This is a genomic window from Acinetobacter sp. 22512 (assembly GCF_052044755.1).
Lineage (GTDB): Bacteria > Pseudomonadota > Gammaproteobacteria > Pseudomonadales > Moraxellaceae > Acinetobacter > Acinetobacter pittii.
In genome coordinates this window covers 1-23,700 of record NZ_JBQENP010000031.1, presented here as the reverse complement: position 1 = coordinate 23,700, position 23,700 = coordinate 1, and the positions used below count along the sequence as shown (strand labels likewise).

Genomic DNA, 23,700 nt, shown 5'->3' with positions numbered 1-23,700 from the left:
AGCACTTGGCTACGAACTAAGGGGTCGGGAGTTCGAATCTCTCTGAGCGCACCAAGTAAAATAGAACGAATCGCTGAAAGGCACACAAGTTACGCGCTCATAGCTCAGCTGGATAGAGCACTTGGCTACGAACTAAGGGGTCGGGAGTTCGAATCTCTCTGAGCGCACCAACTTGAAGAATTAACCGCTTTTATAGCGGTTTTTTTGTGCCTGTTTTTTAGTACTTTAAAAAATCTAAATTTATAACTTTTTAATTATATTAGAGATAATCATAAATGAACTTAGCTTTATTTGACTTTGATGGCACGATCACTCATAACGATACATTCAGTCTATTCCTTAAATTTTCTTTAAATAAAAAAACTCAAATACTAGGTGGTATTCGACTTGCACCTTATATAGCGGGTTATAAGCTTGGATGGGTAACCGATAAAACTATCCGAACTAAACTCTGTCAGGTGGGATACGTGGGCTATGATGCAGATTCCCTAAAATATATGGGACAAGAGTTTGCTAAAAATGTCCTTCCTACCTGTGTGCGTCAAAATGCTTTGGAGCGTATTCTTTGGCATAAACAACAAGGTGATCAGGTTGTGGTTGTATCTGCATCATTAGGTGTTTATTTAGAAAGCTGGTGCCAATCTTTAGATTTAGAGGTTATATGTAATCAACTTGAAATACGTGATGGTATTTTGACAGGTGATTTTATTAATGGTGATTGCGGTTATTTAGAAAAAGTAAATAGAATAAAAAACAATTATGATTTAACTCAGTATTCTACAATTTATGCTTATGGTGATACACCTAATGATTATGCAATGTTAGAGCTGGCTCATAAGAAATATTATAGATGGGAAGAAGTAAATTAATATTTAAAAATATATTAATAAATAAAGCCACTTGTAATAAGTGGCTTTATTTTAACGACTTATATTAAACAGTATTGAAAGAGTTTTCTAAGAAGTTATCGGTAAGTAATGATGTAGGTACGATAGTATGCGTTGTATTAGTTACGCTTGATACTGTCGACGTTACACCACCGAGTAAGCTACCACCAGTTAATCCGCCTAGTAAATTAGAAATAACATCTAATCCGCCTTCACCAGTCACACCGCCCGTTAAGCTACCCACGATATCTGTTACGATGCCGATAGGGTTGTCTGTACCGCCAGTAACGCCACCAGTTAAGCCGCCTAGAAGGTCGGTCACTAAGCCAAGAGGGTTATCACCATCTACGCTACCAGTTAAACCGCCAAGTAAATCAGTGACTAAGCCTAGTGAGCTATCTCCACCAGTAACCCCACCAATAGTTCCTGTCAATCCACCAATGATTTCTGTTACTAAGCCAGTAGCAGTTGTGCCATTTGTAATCAGCATATCGAGAATACCGGTAGCAGATTCAGTAGCACCTTGAATATCACCACCAACTAAATCAGAAACAACTTCAAGTGCACCGTTTACTGTGTCACGAGAAGTTTCGAAAGTTAATGTGCCGAGGTCTGCAAGTTCAGAAACAGGATGTTCTGCTTGTGGAAGAATGCTGATAATTGTATCTGCAACTGTATCAATGCCAGTGTTGATAATTTCAGTTTTTAAGCTTTCTACGCCCTGAAGAATATCAATACCGCCTTGAACAACATCAATCACTGGAGAGATTGGGGAAGTTCCACCACCGATACCACCTGTTACACCGCCAATAATGTCAGTAATTACTTCAAGTGGATTACCATCAACACCACCAGTTACGCCACCGATAATGTCAGTAATTACTTCAAGTGGATTACCGTCAACACCACCAGTTACACCGCCGATGATGTCAGTAATTACTTCAAGCGGGTTACCGTCAACACCACCAGTTACACCGCCGATAATGTCAGTCACGATTTCAAGAGGATTACCACTAACACCGCCAGTTACACCACCAATAATGTCGGTTACCACGCCAAGTGGGCTATCACCACTTGTTGCGCCGCCGATAATGTTATTAATAATTCCAGTAGCAGTTGTGCCATTTGTAATCAGCGTATCGAGAATACCGGTAGCAGATTCAGTAGCACCTTGGATATCACCACCAACTAAATCAGAAACAACTTCAAGTGCACCGTTTACTGTGTCACGAGAAGTTTCGAAAGTTAAAGTGCCAAGATCTGCTAGGTCTGAAACAGGATATTCAGTTTGTGGAAGAATACCAATAATAGTATCAGCAACAGTGTCGATACCAGTATTGATGATCTCAGTTTTTAGACTCTCTACACCTTGTAGAATATCAATACCGCCTTGAACGACATCAATCACTGGAGCGATTGGAGATGTGCCATCACCGATACCGCCAGTTACGCCGCCGATAATATCAGTAATTACTTCAAGCGGATTACCGTCAACACCACCAGTTACACCACCGATAATGTCAGTAATTACTTCAAGTGGATTACCGTCAACACCACCAGTTACGCCACCGATGATGTCAGTAATTACTTCAAGCGGGTTGCCATCAACGCCACCAGTTACACCACCAACGACATCTGTAATGCTTCCGACAACGTCAGTAACAATACCTGTCGCAGTTGTACCATTAGTGATTAATGTTTCAACGACACCAGTAGCAGACTCAGTTGCGCCTTGAATGTCTCCCCCCACTAGATCGGAAATGACTTCAAGCGTGCCATTTACTGTGTCACGAGAAGTTTCGAAAGTTAGAGTGCCAAGATCAGCAATTTCAGAAACAGGGTGTTCAGTTTGAGGAAGAACACCAATGATAGTATCAGCAACAGTGTCGATACCTGTGTTGATGATTTCAGTTTTTAGGCTTTCAACACCCTGAAGAATGTCGATACCACCTTGAACAACGTCAATAACTGGAGCAATTGGAGAAGTTCCAAGATCAATACCGCCAGTTACTCCGCCAATAATATTAGTTACTGTGTCTACAGGACTTGTAGAACCGATACTGCCAGTAACAGTACCAACGGCATCAGAAACAAGGCCTGTTGTGGTTGTTGTAAGGGTATTTGTTACTGTAGATAGAGTATCTGAAAGTAAACCAGAAGTTGATATCTGGCCTTCAATAGAAGAACTACCAGTTACAGTAGTGTTCACCGATACAATATTACCCAAATCTTGAGTAATTTTTGATATCGAAGATACGAGGTTTGTTAGTAAGAACATGTTGGTCTATTTCCTATATAATTTTGTATTTTTAAGTAAGTATTATTTATTGCGCTTTATAATTAATGAGATGTGTATCTCAATAATTGCGATTTAGTATTGGTTAGATCTCAAAAGCTGTCAATGTGTATTTTTAGTCACATTTTTTGTTATTAAATAATATTTAAAGAAATAATAATTTATTTAATTTAGACATAAAAATAATAATAATTTTTATATTATATAATTTTAACTAATTATTTTTTTAATCATATTTTCACTTATTTGAGGCATTATCTTAGTCAAATTTCAAACAGTCTTATAATGGTTAGGTTCAACCAGAAATATATTATTTATATAATGTTGACTAAAACAGTAGCCTTTATCTTCTAGATAGATGGCAAAAAGCTTCAAAAATTCTATAAAACTTATTTGAAAAAAAATATTTCAGATACATCTTTGGTGAGCAAAGTTTCAATAACTTTAGCTACAAAGCTATGTAAACTTGAGTGATGGCTAAGAACTAGACGTTTGATGACAGAAAGATGAAAAAAGGCTTCCTAAGCCTTAAAAAATGCGTATAATGCGCAACATCAAGTACGCGCTCATAGCTCAGCTGGATAGAGCACTTGGCTACGAACTAAGGGGTCGGGAGTTCGAATCTCTCTGAGCGCACCACTTGAAGAATTAACCGCTATATATAGCGGTTTTTTTGTACCTGTTTTTATTAGTTCGATTTAAAAGCTGGTGCTCATGGCAACCAGCTCTTAAATGATTTGAAGTTGAAAAAAATTAGCCAAATGTTTTAAAACGGCTTTCGTCTTCAATAAAAGCTTTTTCACCTGCTTCGCCTTCAATTGAACCAAATACTAATTGGGCTCTTAGTTTCCATTGCGCAGGAATATCAAAAGCAGCATTAATTTTCTCATCGATAATTGGGTTGTAATGTTGTAAAGAAGCTCCAATACCTTGCTCAGCCAATACATTCCATACTGCAAATTGTGCAATTGCTGTTGAGTGTTCAGACCAAACTGGGAAATTATCAGCATATAATTCAAATTGCTCTTGTAGACCTTTAATCACATCTTGGTCTTCAAAAAATAAAACTGTACCAGCACCCGCTGCAAAACTTTGAATTTTTTGTTCAGTTCCAGCCAGTGCTTCGGCAGGAACAATAGTTTTTAATACATCTAAAACAATATTCCAGAAATTTTGATGAGACTCATTAAATAAAATTACAATGCGAGATGACTGAGAGTTAAATGCTGAAGGGCTATGTTTGACCGCTTCTTGAATTAACCCTTCAATCTCCGAAGGAGTATGTTGTAAGTTTTTCCCGATCGAATAAATAGAACGACGTTTTTTAATTAATTCTAAAAAGCTTGGCTGATTGAAAAGAGGGGACTCTTGAGTGGCTTGAGTAACCACATCTTTTGAGACTGTTGTTTTTTGATTTAAGCCAAATAATTTTGCAAAGAAAGACATGAGACATTCCACTAAGAAGGTAATGCTCTTATTGTAGAAATTTTAAAAACTGAAATAAACTCAAAAAATATGAATCTACGTTCTATATATGCAACGTAGTTGATCTTCGAATCTCATAATAAGCTCTACTTTTAAACAAAATAAAAAATAGCCTTTGATTCATTTTAAAGCTGAAATGAATATGCTCTAATAGTTTCGATTTATTGAGTATTGATGCAGTGCAATGACTGAGCAAAAAACAGCTTTATCTTTACGTTACTATTTGAATTTAGAAGAGTCACAAGATGGATTTTCATTAGTGACATTTGGGAAAAAGCAATTTACCCGTTTTCTTACACCTGCAATTAGTATCGCAATTATTATTTGGGGATTTTATTTAGGTCTCTCTGGGGTTGGACGATATTATGTCGGGTTAGGCGTATTTTTTCTGGTGATGCAAGGCCTGATGCGTTACTGGCTTTTACCTATGTTATTTAAGCGTCAATTTGTTCGTTACCAGTTTGGAAAGAGTGAGCAGGGAATCGACTTATATCAAGATTACTTTGAGCTTTATGCCAATGGTCGTAAGCAGGTGATGCAATATACGGATGTGCAAACTTTTGCTAAAGGTAAATTGACCTACATGCTTGAGCTAAAGAATAAAACTGTAATTATTGTACCAAAGCGCGCATTTGCACAGGTTTCAGATCAAACCATATTTGAAAATACATTTAAGAAATAAATTATTGGAATTATTAGCCGCAACAACAAAGGAAGCCTCATGAATACACGTCCTTCAAAAATCGTTTGCGTGGGCAGAAGTTACGCCGATCATGTCAAAGAATTAAATAATGCTATGCCTGACAGCCCTATATTATTTATTAAACCACCGAGTAGTTTGATTGGTTTAAATGACGGTATTTCTTGGAATCCAGCGTGGGGCAGTTGCCATTTTGAATGTGAGTTGGTGTTACGTATTGATCAACCTTTGAAAGGTGAAACAGATCCTGAAAAAGCTTTAAAAGCGATTGGAGCAGTAACTTTAGGTCTTGATTTAACAATGCGTGATTTACAGAATGATCTGAAAAGTAAAGGCCACCCATGGGAGCGAGCTAAAGCTTTTGATGGTGCTTGTGTTTTGGCAGATTGGGTTGATACAAAAGAAATTACCAATTGGCAAGAGACCAAATTCACTTTCCATATTAATGATGAATTGCGTCAAGATGGTAATACTGCACTGTTAATGTTTACTATTGGTGAACTTTTAACTGATATTAATCAGGTTTTTTCACTAGAGCCAGGTGATGTGATTATGACAGGTTCACCTGCTGGGGTTGGACCATTACATGCAGGTGATCAGTTGAAAATGACATTAAAAGGTGCAACGCAAGATTTTGCATGGGAAACTTTTGTAAAAGCATAACCCACTCCTAAAATTGCCAATTTTTAACCCTATTATTTTTTTAATAATAGGGTTTTTTATTGGGTAGGAAAGAGTGTCTGTACTATTGAAGAGTTCTACTTTCTTATTTCTCTTCAAAAATTGTTGAGAGCGGAATAGAAAGTTTTGCTGCTAAATAATCATTAGATTCGACCAAGGCGGGTCCTATTTTTTCCATCCATTCATCGTCATCATGTACATTCAAAACATCTTCACGTAATGGTAAAGGGTATGGAAGAGCAGTGAAAAAGCTCCAGAAGTCAACTTGGGATAAATTGCGCGCAAGCACATATTCATCTTTATCGGTACGTTTAACCAAATTTTGCTCTTCAAGTAAAAGTACATAAGCTGGCCAGCGGCCAATTTCTCCGCGACCTAAAATTTCTAAAGCTTCTTTGTCACTTACACTTTCACCGAGTTTCTGTTTTTTATAAAACAGCTCAAGAATATCTAATAGCATTAAAACAGGATGACGTTTTTGCTCTTTACCCGAGTGAAAAGCAGTTAGAGCAAAACTTACTTCTACACCAAGTAAAATAATGTTCCATGACAGGAAGATCCATAGAAGAAAAATTGGCACTGCTGCAAATGCACCATAAATAATTTCATAACTAGTGAAATTTGACATCACAAAGCTAAAGAAATTTTTGAGTATTTCGAACAGTACCGCACTTAAACAAGCCGCTATTCCTGCTGCATAAACTGGGACTGTACGATTGGGAATGGTCCAATATAAAATGAAGAAACCCAAAATAGTGAGTACAAAAGAAATTAGCCAGAGTAGAAATGCGCCATCAAGTTGATAACCTGTGAAGTTATTGCTTAATAAGTTCATCGATGCAACTGTTGATGAAATAACAAATGCACTGCCTAAAATAATCGGACCTAAAGAGATGATTGTCCAATAGCGCATAAAGCCCATAATGCCACTACGAGTTTCTTTTACACGCCAAATACGGTTAAAGACGGTTTCAATTGAGGTCAGCATTAAGACAGTAGTAACGAATAAAAACAGCACACCAATAACGGTTAAGTTGCTAGATTTTTCTGTAAAAGCATTTAGCGCTTTATCAAATGCAATCGTACTTTTCGGTAAAAAATTACTATAAATTAAATGTTGCAGCTGTTGTCTTGCGGGTTCTAACGCTTTGATTGAAGAAATAATTACTAAAAAAACCGTTAACATCGGCACAACTGCGAATAGCGTTGTATAGGTGAGAGAGCCAGCTTGTTCACGGCACCGATCAGCTTCAAAACGCTTAAATACATATAAAACGAACTGAAACCAGGTTTTATTATAAAAAGGAAGTTTACTTAAAAAACGTTGTAACATGCGTCGTCTATCCCGATTTTTTTAATCATCATGTTGGGCGATTGATAGCTTATGAAAGTATGAGCTTAAGTACTCAAATCGTAGATTAAAGCAAAATAATAACTTATAGAATTAAAGTCGTTCTGTAAGTTTACTATGTGCTATAGAAAGAATTGTAGCCATAAACTTTTTTCAACAAAGTAGGCTTTCTGTTGTCTAAGCAAGGGTTTACCAAAAGTAGATAAACTTTTTACTCGATGAGTCCGAGAAATTTGCTCGCATTATCTTTTGTGCTACCTCATCAATCACCTTTAGAATTTCATAAAATTGGTTGCGCCAAAAAAATAAAAAATCCCGTATAGTGTCTTTTTAACAAAATTTATGAAACCGATGCAACCTTACATTCTTGTACTCTATTACAGCAAATATGGTTCTACTAAAGAAATGGCTCATTTAATTGCCAACGGTGTTGAGTCTGCGGGTATGTCAGTGAAAATTCGGACAGTACCAAATATTGCTCCAGCTGTCACAATAGCCGAGCCAAGTATTCCGGAAGAAGGTGATATCTATTGTACGTTAGATGATCTAGCGAATTGTTCAGGTTTAGCGTTAGGTTCTCCAACCCGTTTTGGCAATATGGCAAGTGAAATGAAATATTTTTGGGATCAAACAACCAGTCTTTGGCTCAATGGGGCATTACATAATAAACCCGCTTGTGTTTTCACTTCTTCTGGTTCAATGCATGGTGGGCAAGAAAGTACTTTACTCACTATGCTACCGCCGTTATTTCATCATGGCATGATGATTTTGGGATTACCTAATGCAATTCCAGCCTTATCTAATACTAAAACAGGGGGAACACCTTATGGCGCAAGCCATGTAAGTGGACCGCGTCATGACCAAAACTTAAGTCAGGATGAAAAGATTTTGTGTGAAGCTCAAGGCAAACGTTTAGGAGAGGTTGCCAAAAAGCTTTTAGTTTAGTTTTGAGCAAATAAAAAAGAGCGGATATCCGCTCTTTTTTAGGTGTACATCTTATTCTTTTACAAAAGTAACTTTGCCATCTGTAAGAGAGTGTACACGTGCTAATGATTCAACGCGGTAGCCTTTTTCAAGCAATAAATCACGACCTGGTTGGAATGATTTCTCAATCACAATACCCACACCTACAACTTCTGCATTTGCTTGGTGAATTAAATCAATCAGGCCTAATGCTGCTTGACCATTTGCCAAGAAGTCATCAATAACTAATGCTTTATCAGTTGAATGAAGATGTTTATTTGAAATCGCAATCGTGCTTTCAGTTTGTTTAGTAAAACTAAATACTTTAGAGCGATATAAGTCATCTTTTAAGGTCAATGACTGATATTTGCGAGCAAAAATTACAGGTACACCAAGTTCTAAACCTGCCATGATTGCAGGTGCAATACCTGATGCTTCAATGGTAATAATCTTGGTAATCCCTGCATCTTTAAAGCGAGCGGCAAATTCTTTACCAATCTGCTGCATTAATACAGGATCAATTTGGTGGTTTAAGAAAGCGTCGACTTTCAAGACTTGATCAGATAGAACGATACCTTCTGTTAAGATTTTCTGTTCTAGTGCGTGCACGGGAGAATCCTCTAGACGGATGCTTTTTAAAGCAAATGCGTATTTTAAAAAGCATCCAAAAAAATGCAAGCTTTAATTCGTCTTACCTGTATAACTTGTTAATAACAATCCATAAGAAGTTTTACCATCAATATGACTGACTTTAACTGGTAAATAATCTAATTTCGGAGCTAACCAAAAGATTGTACTGCGTTCAGGTTTGTTGTGTTGTAAAACCACTTTAATGGTATCGAATGTTCCATAAGAGGTTTTAATTTTCTCATTACCTTGTTTTACAAATCGACGATTTTCAACTTCTTTTGCATCTGCAAGTGGATAAGAGGACTTCAGTGAACCATTTTTTAAGTCTTCACGCAGTTGTAACTCTGCGTTTAACTCATCAAGAACGCCTGCCTGCCAAGCAAATGAACGAGCTTTATCATCTTTCTTGGTAGAGATAGTTTTGCTATTTGGATTAAAGTTAATACTCATGGTGTTGTTATGAATCAAAATTTTGCTGGTACGGCTAAAACTTTGAGACCCAATTTTACCATTGGTGAAACTAAATTTACTTGTTTCACTTGCGGACGCAATTCCGCCTGCTTTTGCAGTGAATTTATAAGTCCAGTTATTACCTTGTTGGCTTAAGGCACGTGTAGCCGACCCCATGCCTTTATTATTGTAAGTAAACTGATAATTTGCCTGAAATGGGCTCATGGCAAGTGCATGGCTTGAGAAGCCTGCAAAAAGCAAAGTTGTTGAAATACCTGTTGCGATGCCAAACGATTTCAGAAATTTTGTTGCCATAAGTAAATATCCTTGTACAGACTAAAAAGTCAGTGCTGATGCATCTGTAACTTAAGCATATTATGCCTGTTGATCATGGAGAAAAAATCAGGATTTATGCTAAATGTGTAATCTATTTGTGTTTTTTGGCAGTTAATTCATCTTCATTTATAAACCGTTTACTCATCTTTTTGCTGAATTGGCGTTATTTCAGAATCTGTGAATTCTTCTTCAAAATCGTCGTCCTGATCACGAGAAAGTAAGGCTGCTAAATTCACATTTCCAAATACAACTAACTCAGCTTCACGCACTCGTGCGTAATTTATATGTACTTTGCCTAATGTTTCGATGATGCTGGCTTTTTTGCCAAACCAACGGTTGAGATCAAGAAAAATGAGTTCATCGCGTTCTTCTGCTACATTAAAACGTTCAAGAATCATCCCCAAAGGGTCTTTTTTCAAAATTTTATGGTAATAAAAAACTGCGGCTTTTACGGCGATCTTTTGCCAAAAGTTTTTATATTTCGCTTCAATAATTTGTGTATTGCTAATTTGTTCAAAAACTAAAAGTTGTTGTTCTTTATTAAATTCCATCTGGATCAGTTTTAAATCAACCGATAGTGTGGTTTCTAAACCTTTTACATGCATGGTTGCATATAATCTTAACCAGTCATGATAAAGATCTGCATGTAGGTCATCTAAAAACTCAACATTATTTGTCACGTAACGTTGCAAAGTAGCATTCAGAAAGGTTTGCGATAATGTAAAATCTCTTTCTTCCTCAATGAATGCTTCTGCTTTTTTATAGACTTTTTGAAGGCGTCTGACTAATGAGGAAAATAGCGTTTGCATAAAAGAACTTCCAGAAGATAATTTACTAAAGAGCCCACACAATCTTTATTATGATAAAAAACGGGTTTTGATATTGCAGTGTAGCAAATTTACTTGATACATTTTGACAAAATGAAAATGGATAAAACCCTATATTTGAAGTGAATCACACTTTTATCCATATTTGAATATCAGTTTGTATTTTATTCGGTATTAAACCGTGGGGAAAAGGCATTTATATGCTTTTAAGATTATGTTGAACAAAAGAAGTTTATCCATAGAGCCTTTTCATCATTGGTGGCAAGACCGAGTCTTTATTGCCGCAACAATATTGGCAATCTTACTGCATATTTTTGTATTGCTCATTCACTTTGCCATGCCTAGCCCCTCAGAGCAATCTACTAAAGAAATTGCAATTTCAATTCGGCCAAGCAATGAGCCAGTTCACCAAGCAGATTTTTTAGCGCAAGCAGATCAGCAAGGTGCGGGCGCATTTCGTGAAGCTCATCGGACTTCTAGTGATACTCCAAATCCGATGCTCAATGATGCTTCAACTGGAAATACTGAGTTAGAAAGTTTGCAAAAGATACAGCAACAAAGAGAGCTTAAATTTGAAGAAAAAGTTTTAATGACGGTTTTGAGTTGGCAGAAACAAGCGGATGCAAGCCAAAGAAAAAAAGAACTAGAACAACTACAAAGTCAATTTCAAGCAAAAGCTGCCATGGTTGCAAGCCTTGAAGCACAATATTTGCAACGCCAACAAGATTTCAGCCGTCAGCAAAAAATAAAGACAGTAGACGGAATTCAAGCGAAGAAAGAGGCTTCAGCTATTTATTTAGATAAATTTCGTGAAAAAGTAGAGCTTTACGGTAATCGCTATTACCCTGAAGAAGCCAAACAGCAACAGCTAAGAGGTGAAGTGCGTTTAATGGTTATTTTGAATGCTCAAGGCGGAATTCGTGCAATCCGTCTGCTTGAAAGTTCAGGGCATTCAATACTAGACGAAGCAGCTAAGTCTTCAGTACGTCGCGGTGCACCATTTGGGCATTTTGATGCGAATATGAAAGATATTTCGGAGTTGCGTATTGTACGTACTTGGCGTTTTGACCCAGCTGAAGCTGAATTTGAGGTTCACTAATTAAAAAATGTGGATAACTTTTAGGATATCCACATTTTACTAATAATCACATTATTCCTGATAAGGGTTAGCAATATTGAGTTTTGCTAAAATTTCAATTTCTAAGCCTTCCATTTCTTCTGCATCTTCATCACTAGTTTCATGGTCATAGCCAAGCAAATGTAAAACACCATGTACTAATAGATGTGCAAAATGATTTTGGGCAGTTTTTTTCTGTTCTAATGCTTCTTGTAATACCACTGGAATACAAATAACTAAATCACCTAGAGGTAAGGCATCTAGCATTGGTAAAACTTCTTCTGGAATATCACTTGGGAAAGATAAAACATTAGTTGGTTTATCTTTTTCTCGGTATTGCAAATTGAGTTGCTGGCTTTCTTCCAGATCAACGCAAGCAACCCCAATTTCACAATCTTCTTTATAACCAACGTGGCGTAAAGTTGTCTCAATAATTTTTTTGAGTTGAGCTCGTTTGAGCTCTAACTCAGGTGATTGAAAGTCTTGTTGTAAACTTAAACTGATTTTCAAAATGAATCCTTAAGCATCCTGATGTTGCAAGTCTGCTGCTGTATCGTTTTCAGCAACTAATGCTTCTTGACGTGCTTTACGTTCAGCACGTGCTTCAGCATTAAGACGCTGTTGTTCACCATCCCAACCTTCATACGCTTCAACAATTTTTTGAACAAGTTGATGACGTACAACGTCACGGGAATGGAAACGGGTAATATGAATTTCTTTAATGTTCTCGAGTACACGTAGTGCATGTGCCAAACCAGATTGTTGGCCTCGAGGTAAATCTACTTGGGTAATATCACCTGTAATCACTGCACGAGAACCAAAACCTAAACGGGTCAAGAACATTTTCATTTGTTCTGGCGTTGTGTTTTGGGCTTCATCCAAAATTACAAATGAATGGTTAAGTGTGCGACCACGCATATATGCAAGAGGTGCAACTTCAATCACTTGACGCTCGATTAACTTGGCAACTTTTTCAAAGCCGAGCATTTCGTAAAGAGCATCGTAAAGAGGGCGGAGGTATGGGTCGATTTTCTGAGTTAAGTCACCCGGTAGGAAGCCTAGCTTTTCTCCAGCTTCTACAGCAGGACGTACAAGTAAAATCCGTTGGATTTCGTTACGTTCAAGCATATCTACTGCGGCGGCAACTGCCAAATAGGTTTTACCTGTACCCGCAGGGCCAACACCAAAAGAAATATCGCTTTGCAAAATACGCTGTACGTAGCGTTTTTGATTGGCACCACGGGGGTTAATACGGCCTTTTCGAGTTTGGAAATAGACATCCATTGGTGCATCATGTTCATCCATTTCTTCTCCAACTAACTCGAAATTACGTTCAGTTTGCGAAGATTGAATTAACAGATGCAACAGATCTGCACTGATTTGCTGGGATACCTCAGACTCTTCGTAGAGTCGTTGCAACAATGCTTCGGCTCTCCCAACAGCATCTATCTCACCATCGATATGGAAAACATCTCCACGATGAGTAATTTTGACATCTAAACGCTGTTCAATTTGCTTAAGGTGCCCATTATAGGCACCCAAGATGCTCTTTAAACGTTCCATTGAAATTTCAGGAAATGTTACGGTACGTCGAATCGCTGCAGTCAAGAGAAAACCTTTCAGTAGACTTTAGAATACCTCTACATTACGCCACGTCAGGCTCAAGATTCAAGAGCTCACCGTAAACTAAATTTAAAGTTTTAATTTCAGTAATCTCGATCTCTGCAAAACGACCTACCCAAGAAGCATCACCGACAAAAGTGACTAGACGTGTATTATCGGCTGTACCTAGTAAAATATTAGGGTCTTGGTCCGAAACTTTTTCAATAAGAACACGTTCAATTTTGCCAAGCATTGCATCAGTTTTTTCAATGCTAGACTGTTTAATCACTTTTTGAACTTGAGCTAAACGCTCTTTCTTAACGTGCTCAGGCGTAGTATCAGGTAAGTCTGATGCAGGTGTACCCGGACGTTTTGAATAAACAAAGCTATATGAGTGATCAAAATCTAAGTCTTTGATAAATTGAAGTGTTTCGGCGAAGTTTTCATCAGTTTCACCAGGGAAACCAATAATGAAGTCACTCGATAAGTGCATATCAGGACGTATTTTTCTTAATTTGGCAATCTTGTCGATATAAACATCAATCGTATGATTTCGCTTCATTGCCTGTAAAACATCATTTGATCCACTTTGAACAGGTAAGTGTAAATGCGACACCATTTGAGGTAAATCTTCATAACACTGAATTAGCTCGTCAGAGAACTCAAGTGGGTGCGATGTTGTATAACGTAAACGTCCAATACCTGGAATTTCTGCAACGAGTCGTAACAATTCAGGGAAGGTACAGATACCACCTTCAAAGGTTTCTCCGCGATATCCATTTACATTCTGACCCAGAAGTGAAATTTCACGGACACCTTTTTCCGCAAGACCTGCAATTTCTGCAAGTACATCATCTAATGGACGAGAAACTTCTTCACCGCGTGTGTAGGGAACTACACAGAAAGAACAGTATTTAGAGCAGCCTTCCATAATAGAAACGAATGCTTTAAAGCCTTCTACACGTGGTTCGGGCAAGAAGTCGAATTTTTCAATATCTGGGAAAGAAATATCAACCAGTTTGATTTTATCTTTTTTAGGTTTTTCTACTTGAGCATTATGTTGATCAAGCATTTGCGGTAAACGGTGTAATGTTTGTGGACCAAAAATCATGTCTACATAAGGCGCACGTTTTTGAATGTTGTCACCTTCTTGAGACGCAACACACCCACCCACACCAATCACAAGATCAGGGTTTTTGTCTTTTAGTTTGCGCCAGCGGCCTAATTCACTAAATACTTTTTCCTGCGCTTTTTCGCGAATAGAACATGTATTCATCAGCAGAATGTCTGCTTCATTAGGGTTGGTCGTTAAAACGTAGCCGTGAGAATCCCCTAAAAGGTCTGCCATACGGTGACTGTCATACTCATTCATCTGACACCCTTGAGTTTCAATATAAAGTTTTTTTATTGAAACATCAGTGGTGTGCGTTGGCTGGGTAACAGTGTTTTCTGAGGCAGCTTTGGCACCATTGGGAATGAAGGTTTGAACCGTCATGCAGGCTCCTAACAGATCGATCTAAAAAAGAATAAATTGGCCCAAAATGGGTCAAACCATCTATTATAGCAGTATTTGAGCTGAACCGATAACAGTAAACTTTCAGAACATGACACAGTTTTTGTGAAGTAAATTAGGCGAATTTTAATGATGTTGAATCATAGAGTTACATAACACAACAAAAGAAAGCACGAAGAATAATTAAACTATGCGTTGAAGGTGAATAGTCAGGGTTTAGCACATATATGAGACCAAGTAGAAAGAGCTCATCAATCCATAGTCGTGTAATGAAAAATAAATATATGCATCGTAGCTGGTTAGGAGCTATGTGTTTACTTGGTTGTTCATTTACCTATGCTGCCGAAGAGCAGTTTAATGATGCACTAAATGCTGCAAATAGTGGTAATACTGCGTTATTAGACCAATATCAGCTTGCTATGCAAAATGATGTGTTGGGATATTACCCAGAATATTGGAAACTTAATACAAACCTTGGCTTTCAACCTACTGCCTCTATCGTAAGCTTTGCTCAACGCTATCCACAATCAGCAATGGCTGAAAAATTAGCAGCCGATTATGTTGAAGAAAAAGTTAAACAAGCTGACTTTGCATCTGCACAACCCGTCTTATCTTATGTCACCAACCCTGACCAAGCCGAAAATTGTGCTTTGGCACAGGTGCGGGCGAAAAGCGGTGATGCATTAGTTTTTGCTGAATATAAAGATGTTTGGTTAGCAACTGAGTCACAACCAGAATCTTGCTTGGGTTTAGGGCGCATGATGTTATCTAGCCCTTTAATGAGCGCACAAGATAAACAACAACGTCTATGGGTGCAGTTGCGTTCAGGTCTGTCTGGGCAAGCGCTTGCTACAGCACAGACTTTGGGTTTGAATTTGTCTTTGGCTCAGCTTAACCAAATTCAGGCTAACCCACTTAACTATTTATGGAGTGCGCCTAAGACAAATGATGCAGATTATGCTTATTTGATTTTTGCGTTAGGGCGTTTAGCTAATAATGACTTAAGTAATGCTTTTTCAAATGTGCAGCGTGTTGCCCAAGGTACGCCACAAAATGTACAAAAATATTTATATCGTACGGTAGCCTATATTGGTGGCACCACGGTAATGAAAAATAATTTTAATCGTGAAGTTCTTCAATACTTTGATGCAAGTTATGGTTATCCATTAAGTCCGGAAGAAGCTGAAATTTATGCGCGCCAGGCGATTCGTTTTGGGGCGTGGGAAAGTTTAATTCGCGCTATTGATAGTATGACGGTAACCCAAAAACAAGAAGATCGCTGGCAATATTGGCTTGCTCGGGCATCAGAGCAGCGTGGAGATAGTGCTTCTAAAGCAACAGCGCAACAAATTTATAGAAAACTGGCTCAGGCTGGTGATGACTATCATAACCTTTTAGCAAAAGATCGCTTAGGTGAACGTTATAACCATCAACCTTATGATGATCAGCCAACGGCAAGTGATTTAAGACGTTTAGATCAGAATATTCACTTTAATCGTGCTTTTACTTTAAGACGTATTAATGCAAATCCAACTTACACGAATCGAGAGTGGAATTGGGCAGTTCGTCAAGCATATCTTCAGCATGATGACGGTTTACTTTTAGCTGCGGCAAAGCGTGCTCATGACATGGGCTGGTATGACCGTGCAATTTATGCAGCAGATCGTACAACAAATAAGCATAATGATACTTATCGCTATGTGACTCCTCATAAGACTAATGTCGTAAGCCATAGTTACAATGCAGGAATTGACCCCGCATGGGCTTATGGTTTAATGCGTCAAGAAAGTCGGTTTGTTACTTCTGCGCGTTCTCACGTTGGGGCGGGCGGTCTTATGCAAATTATGCCTGATACAGCGAAGTTGATTGCACGTCAAATGGGTGAAACTTATAATCCGGCTGCATTAAATGAAATGAATACCAATATTCGATATGGAACATTTTATTTGTCGATGATTCAGGGACAATTAAGCAATAACCCTGTTTTGGCGACAGCAGGTTATAATGCGGGGCCTAATCGGGCTAGACGTTGGCAGCCGGACTATCAATCAATTTCGGCTGACCAATATACTGAGACAATTCCATTGTTAGAAACCAGAGACTATGTCAAGCACGTTATGACGAATGCAACACATTACGGCGTAATATTGGGTCAAGGCGCCCAGTCGTTATCGCAGCGTATGAAAGTCATTCCAATGCGTACGTCGCCTTAGCTTTAAGGTGGTTGATGATGGATCTTCTTTTAATTGGCATATTCAAGTTTTAATTAAATGAAATATAGATATTTGGAACTTCGTTCAATTTTGCAACTTGCATGGTGGCTCATCTGTGCGGGAGTAGGATTGATGAGTTCCGTTTTACATGCCGAACCTGTTAATTTACAGGGGTATGTTATGCATGTGCAAATGACACCTGCCGCATGTGCATTAGATCCCTCTAAACAAAAACAACGTAAATGTCTTGAAGGATATTCACTGACAATTACAGGCCTTATGCCGGAAACAAACCAAAGTAACTGCTCAACAGACAGTTCTGCAACCTTATCTCCATTGCAAGCCAAAGTCGTAGCTCGGGTTATGCCTGATAATAATGCTCGTGTACAGCTATGGAAAAGTGTAGGTGGATGCGTTCCTATGAATGCAAGCCAATATTTCCGTACGGTTATTAATTTCGCTGAACGTTTAAAAATTCCGGCCAGTCTCACAAGTTCAACAAATGTTGAAATGCAGCAATCTGCGTTAAGACAGCAGTTTGTACGTCTTAATCCGAGCTTACCTCAAAATGGTATCCGTTTTAGTTGTCAATTATCACGTTCGGATGTGGTCTTAACGGAAGTGAAAGTTTGTTACACGGTAAAGGGCCAATATAAACAGTGTGCAAATCATGTGGTATCGAATTGCCCTGGTGAAATCATGATTAAAGGTAGTTATTAAAGATTACAGACATTTCGTAAGGAAATGCTCACCATACATTGAATCTATTTGTAAAGATTAATTTGTATTTTCTATCAGACTTTTGGTGAAAACGAGTGGCTTTTACATGCATCTGCCAAATCTTTAGAGTACAATCTTTGCCGTTTATGATGATTTGGTTAGATGGAATTCCTATTTAGCCCGATTAAGGACACTCATTGGAGACAATTACATGAAGCAACCCGTTCGTGTTGCCGTGACTGGCGCTGCAGGTCAAATTGGTTACAGCTTATTATTCCGTATCGCAAGCGGTGAAATGTTAGGTAAAGATCAACCTGTTATTTTACAATTGCTTGAAGTTCCAGTTGAAAAAGCACAACAAGCGCTTAAAGGCGTAATGATGGAACTTGATGACTGTGCTTTCCCTTTATTGGCTGGCATGATCGGGACTGATGATCCGAAAGTTGCATTTAAAGATGCTGACTACGCATTATTGGTAGGTTCTCGTCCACGTGGTCCTGGTATGGAACGTGCTGACTTGTTAAAAGTTAACGGTGAAATTTTCATCGGCCAAGGTCAAGCATTAAACGAAGTTGCTAGCCGTAACGTTAAAGTATTAGTTGTAGGTAACCCTGCAAACACTAACGCTTACATCGCAATGAAATCTGCTCCAGATCTTCCAGCGAAAAACTTCACAGCGATGTTGCGTCTTGACCACAACCGTGCGTTGACTCAAGTTGCTCAAAAAGCTGGTGTTGCAGTTGCTGATATCGAAAACTTAACAGTTTGGGGCAACCACTCTCCAACAATGTATGCTGACTACCGTTTTGCAACTGCAAATGGCGAAAGCTTAAAAGACAAAATCAACGATCCAGCTTGGAACAAAGACGTATTCCTTCCAACTGTTGGTAAACGTGGTGCTGCGATCATCGAAGCGCGTGGTTTGTCTTCTGCTGCTTCTGCTGCTAACGCTGCAATTGACCATATGCGTGACTGGGCGCTTGGTACAAACGGCAAATGGGTAACTATGGGTATTCCATCTGATGGTTCTTATGGTATTCCTGAAGGCGTTATGTTCGGTTTCCCTGTTACAACTGAAAACGGTGAATACAAAATCGTTCAAGGTTTAGAAATCGATGAATTCAGCCGTGAGCGTATCAACTTCACTCTAAACGAGCTTGAAGAAGAACGTGCAGCAATTGCTGACATGGTAAAATAATTCATCAGCTTGATGAGTTAAAAAAGCACTCTTTTAGAGTGCTTTTTTATTGAATTCTGAAAAAGCAAACACAAAAAGCAACAAGAAAATATAGACACTATCATGCAAGTAAAAACGTTTTATTGTTAGATTAGTTAATAGATGATTTAAAAGAAGTTATAGGAGAATAACAATGTTTGAACAGCAACCGACTTTAGAGCTTTTATTTGATCAGTTGGGTTTAGATTCTGATGAAGCAAGTATTGAAAACTTTATCAAAACACATCAATTGCCAGCCGAGCAAAAATTACATGAAGCGTCTTTTTGGTCAAAAGGTCAAAGCGATTTTTTGAAGAGTCATTGGGAAAAAGATGATGAATGGATTGTGGTTATTGATGAGCTTAATGAACAACTGCATGAAGACAGTGTGAAAAAATAATTTCAAAAAATAAAGCCTGTTTTACAAGTAATACGTAAAACAGGCTTTATTGTATTAATAGTTTAATGTGTCTTTACTTTTAATTTATCTTTATACCATGGCTCATGACGTACAAGGTCAAATACAGGTTGGCCATGAAGCAATTCAAGATCACATGTAGACGTTGATAAATATTTAGTTAACCAATGTCGTGTTAATGCTGACTCTTGTCGTGCTGCTGAAGCATATGCCAAGAAGAAATAGATATCAGCATGTTCATGATGTGCTAATGGCTTCAAAATTTGTTGAGTAATCAGCGCAAAACGTTTTTCTTTGTTTAGTTCAAAATAAAGCATATACGCTTTGGCTAAGTGTAGAGACAAATTAAGGTATAAGCTCAATGGCATTTCTTCATATTCCATGCGAGCTTGTTCAAGCAGAACAATAGCTTCTTGTAAAAAATGAAGTTGTTCTTGGCGAACACGACTTAATATTACAAGTTGCATGCGTAACTCAGCACGCTCTAAAGCAAGCTCAGGCGTATTTTCAGTCAAATAAAGTTGGTCTGTTTCACCAATTCGGTTCACAATTGTTTTACTTTCAATAGACATACGCCATCACCTTTTTTAATCAATAGCTTTTATATCGGGTTCATTTACCAAATTTAAAGAGTAACCTTTAAACCCAAATAGAATTTCCACTACGAAGCCAAGCTGTAATAGAAAGTCTTTGTTGTTTTGAAATTAATACTTCATGTAGTAAATCGCTTTGGAATATTACCAGTCGATTGGGTTCGGGATTAACAATATGCCATTTCTCATTTTTATCTTGCAGTCGTAATTGTCCACCCCAATCTTCTTGCCATTCTGGATGTAAATAATAGACAGTTGAGATAATACGATCATTTTTTTGTTGAGGATTGTCTCGGTGTAAAGCATAAAATTCACCCAAATTATAACGGGCAAAATGAGCTTCAACCTCTTTAATCCCTAAATAGAATGCTTGATTTAGACTTTGTGAAAATAAAGTTAAGGTTTCAATATGTTGCTGAGCAATAGGGAGCTGATCATTAATCCAGAGAATATGGTCGCTACGAATATTGCTTACAACGCCGTTTTGAATGCCTGCTTCTCTAAATTCATCCATATGATGGCTACACTCTTGAGAAACCTGTGCGCGATATTGATCTGGATATGCTTGATTTATAATGGCAAAGCCATGCGCATTTAAATCATCTAAAATTTGATCCAAATTCCATGAATCAGGAAGTGAGTGAGAACGCATATAACCTCGAGTAGATCGTAAAAATATCAAGCAGCTCTATTTTAGATGATCACAACCTTACGAAAGAATATTTTTTTCATGTTAAACTATTTGTTGAATTGAGGAATTAAAGTCAACATGAATTACCGTCACCATTTCCATGCGGGCAACTTTGCAGATGTTATGAAGCATGTGCTTTTGCTACAGCTTCTCAACCGTTTAAATGCTAAAGATAAACCTTATCGTTATATCGATACGCATGGAGGGGCCGGCAAATATGATTTATCTCTGGCACCTGCACAAAAGTCTGGAGAATTTCTCACAGGCATTCATCGTCTAGTTCAACTATCTGAAATGGAAAAGCGTCAGGCACCTGAAGCAATCCAACAATATTTGAAGTTAGTCGAACAATTGCGTTCTGAAGAAGGTAAGGGAAGCTATCCAGGTTCTCCTTGGTTTGCCCTGCAAGGCATGCGTGAAATCGACAAAGCGACTATATTTGAAATGCAGCGCGATGTATTTCAGCAATTACGTCATAACATTCGTGATAAACGTGCAGGTTTACATGAGCGTGATGCATATGAAGGCTTGCTTGGCGTAATTCCGCCAAAAGAAAAGCGCGGTCTTGTTATGATTGACCCTCCTTACGAATTAGAACGTAAAGACTTTCCGCAATTAGTTGAACTTTTACAACAAGCTTATAAAAAATGGCCAACAGGCGTTTTTGCAGTTTGGTATCCAATCAAAGACCGAGCGATGATTGAGCGTTTTGAAAAGAAAATGTTTAAAACGGGTATTCGCCGTCAGTTAGTTTGTGAAATTTGTGTGTGGCCAGATGACACTCCTGTAGGTCTAAATGGTTGTGGTCTATTAGTGATTAACCCACCTTGGCAGTTCTCTGAACAAGCAGACCAAGCACTACAGTGGTTATTCCCGCATCTTCGCATGCAAGAAACTGGTGGTCATGCTGCTGTTCGCTGGTTGGTAGGTGAGTAACAGTTAACTTAAATCAATGCACATGTTTGGAATAGAAAATAATGACAAATGCGCCTAAACCAGAGCAAGATTTAACTCATAATGAACATTCATTTGATGGGATTACATTTGAAGTGGTTGAAGAAGAAGATAATCCAGAAGGACAAAAAGTGAAGCGCCGAGGTATTTATCTTTGGCCTAACTTAATTACAACCGCTGCTCTGTTGTCCGGTTTCTATTCCATCATTGCAAGTATGAATGGGGATTTTAACCAAGCGATCTATGCCATTTTTATTGCAGCGCTATTAGATGGCTTAGATGGTCGAGTTGCTCGAGCGATTGGTGCACAAAGTGCTTTTGGCGAACAATATGATTCTCTCTCAGACTTGTTAGCTTTTGGTGTGGCTCCAGCAATGCTGATGTATAGCTGGAGTTTGCATGATTTAGGTCGTATTGGTCTGGCTTGTTGTTTTGTTTATACAGCCTGCGCAGCCTTCCGACTAGCGCGTTTTAATGTGCAAATTGGCGTTGTTGATAAGCGTTATTTTATCGGCATTGCAAGTCCACTCGCTGCTATTATCATTATTTCACTCGTTTGGGTTGCTCGCGATTATCCTTTCATTTTTGATTTACGTGATATTGCGATTCAAACTATTAATGCTGTTCTTATGGTAATTGTGGGATTACTCATGATTTCCAATATTAAATATTATTCTTTCAAGCAGATGGATCGTAAACGCGTTCCTTTTGTAGTTATGTTGCCAGTAGTACTGATTTTTGCGGCAATCACTTATAATATTCCAATGGGCATTTTGACAGTTTCAATTATCTATGCTCTATCTGGTTTTGTTACGACTTTATTTGCACGCAAGAGTAATGAAACACTAAAAACATAAAATAGAAGAGGTTCAGTATGCCTAAGTTGATAAGTGAAATTAATCAATTACAGCAGCTGGGCCCTAATGCTAAAGAGGGGGTTGTTTATCAACCTTCTCGTGGCTTTTTTAAAATTGTTTATCAAGGCTTGATCCTTCCAAATTTACCAACCCCACTTCGTTATTTTAACTATATTAGTTTAGTGGGACAGCCACGTATTCCTCTGTGTTATAACACCCACAGCATTACAACTTCAGCTATCGACACTGCAACAGTGCTTGTAAGTAATAGCCAACATAGTGTGGGACATTTAAAAACATATTCTATTCGACGCCAATGCCAGTTTGATTCGACGCTATATCAATTTGATAAAACCGATCTGATTCAATGGCAAATTCCCATGATTCGCCTTCAGCGATTAGATCCAGAAATGGGATGTGATCTTACAATTCAGATTCCAGAAAATATATCTAATGCCTCTGCTTTGCAGTGGGGTGTTTCTGACTATTGGTCAACACTATGTATATGTGAAGGTGAAATTTTTTATAAAGGACAGAAATATGAAATTGAAGGGTTGGGACGATTTAAACACGCGCGAGCTTTGCACTTGCCGTTCTTATCTTTATGTTTCTATACATGCCAAATTATTAACTTAAATGAAACGACGCAGCTTACATTCTTACAAATAAGAAATCAGTGGAATATCATCCTATGTTCAAGATTAGATATTCAAGAATTTGGGAAGCCTGTTGAAAGTTTTACAGAAGACGTAAATTTACATATCCACCGAGTTTATCCAAAGGTTAAAACACCGAATGGTAAAGAGATGTACTTGCCTAGGGAGTTTTCTTGGCAATGTGAGAAAAATGGAAAAATAATTTTTGAACTTTATGCACAAAGCCGAGGTGACTATAAGTTTGGTTTGGCGGCGGGATATGTGGGAAGCTTTCAATATCAATTAAGCTGGAATGAACAGTGTCTGCAAGGAGAGGGTGGGTACTGTGAATATATTGATTGTCGCCCACTTAGATGGCAAGAAAAGAATCAAGACGAGAAAATTTTAGATAAATTGATGCTTTTACAACCATGTTTATATAAAAAATAACTATTTTTATCATTTTTGATTAAAAAGCGAACTGTTGTTGCACTAATATTAAAAAAGGTATTGCAAAGGGGATGAGATGGTCTATAATGCACATCCATCGGCGGTGATGCAGATA

Annotated in this window: 23 protein-coding genes, 2 tRNA genes and 1 pseudogene; 15 read left to right on the top strand and 11 right to left on the bottom strand. The window is 38.0% G+C overall.

Going from position 1 to position 23,700, the window contains the following annotated elements; genetic code table 11:
- Positions 1-93: 93 nt before the first annotated feature.
- Positions 94-170 (top strand) — tRNA-Arg (locus ACTJJG_RS18490).
- A gap of 105 nt (positions 171-275) precedes the next feature.
- The gene (locus ACTJJG_RS18485; RefSeq protein ID WP_005078312.1) at positions 276-869 is read left to right on the top strand and encodes an HAD-IB family hydrolase; all 594 of its coding nucleotides are present in this window, start codon (positions 276-278) and stop codon (positions 867-869) included.
- Between the two features lie 64 nt (positions 870-933).
- Here ACTJJG_RS18485 and ACTJJG_RS18480 read toward each other — a convergent pair whose 3' ends face one another.
- Entirely contained in the window at positions 934-3,165 is a 2,232-nt protein-coding gene (locus ACTJJG_RS18480; RefSeq protein WP_044424991.1) for a beta strand repeat-containing protein, read from the bottom strand.
- Positions 3,166-3,537: 372 nt separating this feature from the next.
- On the opposite strand from ACTJJG_RS18480, the gene ACTJJG_RS18475 reads away from it, so the two are divergent.
- Together ACTJJG_RS18475 and ACTJJG_RS18470 are read left to right on the top strand one after the other, a co-directional pair.
- Entirely contained in the window at positions 3,538-3,657 is a 120-nt protein-coding gene (locus ACTJJG_RS18475; protein WP_227504977.1) for a hypothetical protein, read from the top strand.
- Between the two features lie 88 nt (positions 3,658-3,745).
- A tRNA-Arg gene (locus ACTJJG_RS18470) sits at positions 3,746-3,822 on the top strand.
- Between the two features lie 114 nt (positions 3,823-3,936).
- Here the strand turns inward: ACTJJG_RS18470 and ACTJJG_RS18465 are convergent.
- On the bottom strand, positions 3,937-4,629 hold the full coding sequence (locus ACTJJG_RS18465) for a nitroreductase family protein (RefSeq protein WP_032064008.1): 693 nt from the start codon (positions 4,627-4,629) through the stop codon (positions 3,937-3,939).
- Between the two features lie 223 nt (positions 4,630-4,852).
- On the opposite strand from ACTJJG_RS18465, the gene ACTJJG_RS18460 reads away from it, so the two are divergent.
- Together ACTJJG_RS18460 and ACTJJG_RS18455 are read left to right on the top strand one after the other, a co-directional pair.
- Positions 4,853-5,350, top strand: a complete 498-nt coding sequence (locus ACTJJG_RS18460) for a YcxB family protein (RefSeq protein WP_005804627.1) — start codon at positions 4,853-4,855, stop codon at positions 5,348-5,350.
- A gap of 39 nt (positions 5,351-5,389) precedes the next feature.
- The gene (locus ACTJJG_RS18455; protein ID WP_005078301.1) at positions 5,390-6,031 is read left to right on the top strand and encodes a fumarylacetoacetate hydrolase family protein; all 642 of its coding nucleotides are present in this window, start codon (positions 5,390-5,392) and stop codon (positions 6,029-6,031) included.
- Between the two features lie 103 nt (positions 6,032-6,134).
- Here the strand turns inward: ACTJJG_RS18455 and ACTJJG_RS18450 are convergent, their stop codons facing one another.
- Complete coding sequence (locus ACTJJG_RS18450) at positions 6,135-7,382, bottom strand: YihY family inner membrane protein (RefSeq protein WP_002119535.1); 1,248 nt, start codon at positions 7,380-7,382, stop codon at positions 6,135-6,137.
- 360 nt (positions 7,383-7,742) lie between these two features.
- Here ACTJJG_RS18450 and wrbA point away from each other — a divergent pair, with 360 nt between their 5' ends.
- Positions 7,743-8,345 (top strand): NAD(P)H:quinone oxidoreductase, encoded by a 603-nt coding sequence (wrbA, locus tag ACTJJG_RS18445; protein WP_005078299.1) that lies wholly within the window; start codon positions 7,743-7,745, stop codon positions 8,343-8,345.
- Between the two features lie 51 nt (positions 8,346-8,396).
- Here the strand turns inward: wrbA and ACTJJG_RS18440 are convergent, their stop codons facing one another.
- The 3 genes from ACTJJG_RS18440 to ACTJJG_RS18430 form a co-directional block, all read right to left on the bottom strand.
- Positions 8,397-8,972, bottom strand: coding sequence for a xanthine phosphoribosyltransferase (locus tag ACTJJG_RS18440; RefSeq protein ID WP_002119547.1), 576 nt, complete (start codon positions 8,970-8,972; stop codon positions 8,397-8,399).
- A gap of 72 nt (positions 8,973-9,044) precedes the next feature.
- Entirely contained in the window at positions 9,045-9,758 is a 714-nt protein-coding gene (locus ACTJJG_RS18435) for a DUF3108 domain-containing protein (protein ID WP_002119525.1), read from the bottom strand.
- A gap of 158 nt (positions 9,759-9,916) precedes the next feature.
- Entirely contained in the window at positions 9,917-10,588 is a 672-nt protein-coding gene (locus ACTJJG_RS18430) for a hypothetical protein (protein ID WP_014207723.1), read from the bottom strand.
- Between the two features lie 232 nt (positions 10,589-10,820).
- Between ACTJJG_RS18430 and ACTJJG_RS18425 the strand changes: the two genes are divergently transcribed.
- Positions 10,821-11,705 (top strand): energy transducer TonB, encoded by an 885-nt coding sequence (locus ACTJJG_RS18425; RefSeq protein WP_032064009.1) that lies wholly within the window; start codon positions 10,821-10,823, stop codon positions 11,703-11,705.
- 51 nt (positions 11,706-11,756) lie between these two features.
- Here the strand turns inward: ACTJJG_RS18425 and ybeY are convergent, their stop codons facing one another.
- From ybeY to miaB, 3 genes are read right to left on the bottom strand one after another with little or no spacing between them, the layout of a single operon-like run.
- On the bottom strand, positions 11,757-12,233 hold the full coding sequence (gene ybeY, locus ACTJJG_RS18420) for an rRNA maturation RNase YbeY (RefSeq protein ID WP_017481656.1): 477 nt from the start codon (positions 12,231-12,233) through the stop codon (positions 11,757-11,759).
- A 9-nt stretch (positions 12,234-12,242) separates the two neighbouring features.
- Positions 12,243-13,331 carry a PhoH family protein gene (locus tag ACTJJG_RS18415; protein ID WP_002119513.1) on the bottom strand — a complete coding sequence of 363 codons (1,089 nt, stop codon included), beginning with the start codon at positions 13,329-13,331 and terminating at the stop codon, positions 12,243-12,245.
- Between the two features lie 37 nt (positions 13,332-13,368).
- On the bottom strand, positions 13,369-14,820 hold the full coding sequence (gene miaB / locus ACTJJG_RS18410; RefSeq protein ID WP_002119558.1) for a tRNA (N6-isopentenyl adenosine(37)-C2)-methylthiotransferase MiaB: 1,452 nt from the start codon (positions 14,818-14,820) through the stop codon (positions 13,369-13,371).
- Positions 14,821-15,107: 287 nt separating this feature from the next.
- On the opposite strand from miaB, the gene ACTJJG_RS18405 reads away from it, so the two are divergent.
- From ACTJJG_RS18405 to ACTJJG_RS18390, 4 genes are all read left to right on the top strand, one after another.
- Positions 15,108-17,051, top strand: a complete 1,944-nt coding sequence (locus ACTJJG_RS18405; protein ID WP_032057396.1) for a lytic transglycosylase domain-containing protein — start codon at positions 15,108-15,110, stop codon at positions 17,049-17,051.
- A 57-nt stretch (positions 17,052-17,108) separates the two neighbouring features.
- Complete coding sequence (locus ACTJJG_RS18400; protein WP_005804634.1) at positions 17,109-17,771, top strand: ribonuclease T2 family protein; 663 nt, start codon at positions 17,109-17,111, stop codon at positions 17,769-17,771.
- Positions 17,772-17,982: 211 nt separating this feature from the next.
- On the top strand, positions 17,983-18,969 hold the full coding sequence (locus ACTJJG_RS18395) for a malate dehydrogenase (protein ID WP_002119517.1): 987 nt from the start codon (positions 17,983-17,985) through the stop codon (positions 18,967-18,969).
- A gap of 172 nt (positions 18,970-19,141) precedes the next feature.
- Entirely contained in the window at positions 19,142-19,387 is a 246-nt protein-coding gene (locus ACTJJG_RS18390) for a DUF2789 family protein (protein WP_002119522.1), read from the top strand.
- Positions 19,388-19,449: 62 nt separating this feature from the next.
- Here the strand turns inward: ACTJJG_RS18390 and ACTJJG_RS18385 are convergent, their stop codons facing one another.
- On the bottom strand, positions 19,450-19,977 hold the full coding sequence (locus ACTJJG_RS18385; protein ID WP_032038733.1) for a hypothetical protein: 528 nt from the start codon (positions 19,975-19,977) through the stop codon (positions 19,450-19,452).
- Between the two features lie 67 nt (positions 19,978-20,044).
- Positions 20,045-20,650 carry a 2OG-Fe(II) oxygenase gene (locus ACTJJG_RS18380; RefSeq protein ID WP_014207717.1) on the bottom strand — a complete coding sequence of 202 codons (606 nt, stop codon included), beginning with the start codon at positions 20,648-20,650 and terminating at the stop codon, positions 20,045-20,047.
- A gap of 117 nt (positions 20,651-20,767) precedes the next feature.
- On the opposite strand from ACTJJG_RS18380, the gene ACTJJG_RS18375 reads away from it, so the two are divergent.
- The 3 genes and pseudogenes from ACTJJG_RS18375 to ACTJJG_RS18365 all read left to right on the top strand — a co-directional run bounded on the left by ACTJJG_RS18375 (position 20,768) and on the right by ACTJJG_RS18365 (position 23,604).
- On the top strand, positions 20,768-21,625 hold the full coding sequence (locus ACTJJG_RS18375; RefSeq protein WP_002119552.1) for a 23S rRNA (adenine(2030)-N(6))-methyltransferase RlmJ: 858 nt from the start codon (positions 20,768-20,770) through the stop codon (positions 21,623-21,625).
- A gap of 41 nt (positions 21,626-21,666) precedes the next feature.
- Complete coding sequence (gene pssA / locus ACTJJG_RS18370; RefSeq protein WP_002119541.1) at positions 21,667-22,500, top strand: CDP-diacylglycerol--serine O-phosphatidyltransferase; 834 nt, start codon at positions 21,667-21,669, stop codon at positions 22,498-22,500.
- Between the two features lie 17 nt (positions 22,501-22,517).
- Positions 22,518-23,604 (top strand): annotated as a pseudogene (locus ACTJJG_RS18365) (DUF6670 family protein).
- Positions 23,605-23,700 lie beyond the last annotated feature (96 nt).

What these genes read in the sequence shown, in the direction of transcription:
- ACTJJG_RS18485 (WP_005078312.1), top strand. Translation starts at nt 276, where the DNA reads ATGAACTTAGCTTTATTTGACTTTGATGGCACGATCACTCATAACGAT.
- ACTJJG_RS18480 (WP_044424991.1), bottom strand. Translation starts at nt 3,165, where the DNA reads ATGTTCTTACTAACAAACCTCGTATCTTCGATATCAAAAATTACTCAA.
- ACTJJG_RS18465 (WP_032064008.1), bottom strand. Translation starts at nt 4,629, where the DNA reads ATGTCTTTCTTTGCAAAATTATTTGGCTTAAATCAAAAAACAACAGTC.
- ACTJJG_RS18460 (WP_005804627.1), top strand. Translation starts at nt 4,853, where the DNA reads ATGACTGAGCAAAAAACAGCTTTATCTTTACGTTACTATTTGAATTTA.
- ACTJJG_RS18455 (WP_005078301.1), top strand. Translation starts at nt 5,390, where the DNA reads ATGAATACACGTCCTTCAAAAATCGTTTGCGTGGGCAGAAGTTACGCC.
- ACTJJG_RS18450 (WP_002119535.1), bottom strand. Translation starts at nt 7,382, where the DNA reads ATGTTACAACGTTTTTTAAGTAAACTTCCTTTTTATAATAAAACCTGG.
- wrbA (WP_005078299.1), top strand. Translation starts at nt 7,743, where the DNA reads ATGAAACCGATGCAACCTTACATTCTTGTACTCTATTACAGCAAATAT.
- ACTJJG_RS18435 (WP_002119525.1), bottom strand. Translation starts at nt 9,758, where the DNA reads ATGGCAACAAAATTTCTGAAATCGTTTGGCATCGCAACAGGTATTTCA.
- ACTJJG_RS18430 (WP_014207723.1), bottom strand. Translation starts at nt 10,588, where the DNA reads ATGCAAACGCTATTTTCCTCATTAGTCAGACGCCTTCAAAAAGTCTAT.
- ACTJJG_RS18425 (WP_032064009.1), top strand. Translation starts at nt 10,821, where the DNA reads ATGTTGAACAAAAGAAGTTTATCCATAGAGCCTTTTCATCATTGGTGG.
- miaB (WP_002119558.1), bottom strand. Translation starts at nt 14,820, where the DNA reads ATGACGGTTCAAACCTTCATTCCCAATGGTGCCAAAGCTGCCTCAGAA.
- ACTJJG_RS18405 (WP_032057396.1), top strand. Translation starts at nt 15,108, where the DNA reads ATGAAAAATAAATATATGCATCGTAGCTGGTTAGGAGCTATGTGTTTA.
- ACTJJG_RS18400 (WP_005804634.1), top strand. Translation starts at nt 17,109, where the DNA reads ATGAAATATAGATATTTGGAACTTCGTTCAATTTTGCAACTTGCATGG.
- ACTJJG_RS18395 (WP_002119517.1), top strand. Translation starts at nt 17,983, where the DNA reads ATGAAGCAACCCGTTCGTGTTGCCGTGACTGGCGCTGCAGGTCAAATT.
- ACTJJG_RS18390 (WP_002119522.1), top strand. Translation starts at nt 19,142, where the DNA reads ATGTTTGAACAGCAACCGACTTTAGAGCTTTTATTTGATCAGTTGGGT.
- ACTJJG_RS18385 (WP_032038733.1), bottom strand. Translation starts at nt 19,977, where the DNA reads ATGTCTATTGAAAGTAAAACAATTGTGAACCGAATTGGTGAAACAGAC.
- ACTJJG_RS18380 (WP_014207717.1), bottom strand. Translation starts at nt 20,650, where the DNA reads ATGCGTTCTCACTCACTTCCTGATTCATGGAATTTGGATCAAATTTTA.
- ACTJJG_RS18375 (WP_002119552.1), top strand. Translation starts at nt 20,768, where the DNA reads ATGAATTACCGTCACCATTTCCATGCGGGCAACTTTGCAGATGTTATG.
- pssA (WP_002119541.1), top strand. Translation starts at nt 21,667, where the DNA reads ATGACAAATGCGCCTAAACCAGAGCAAGATTTAACTCATAATGAACAT.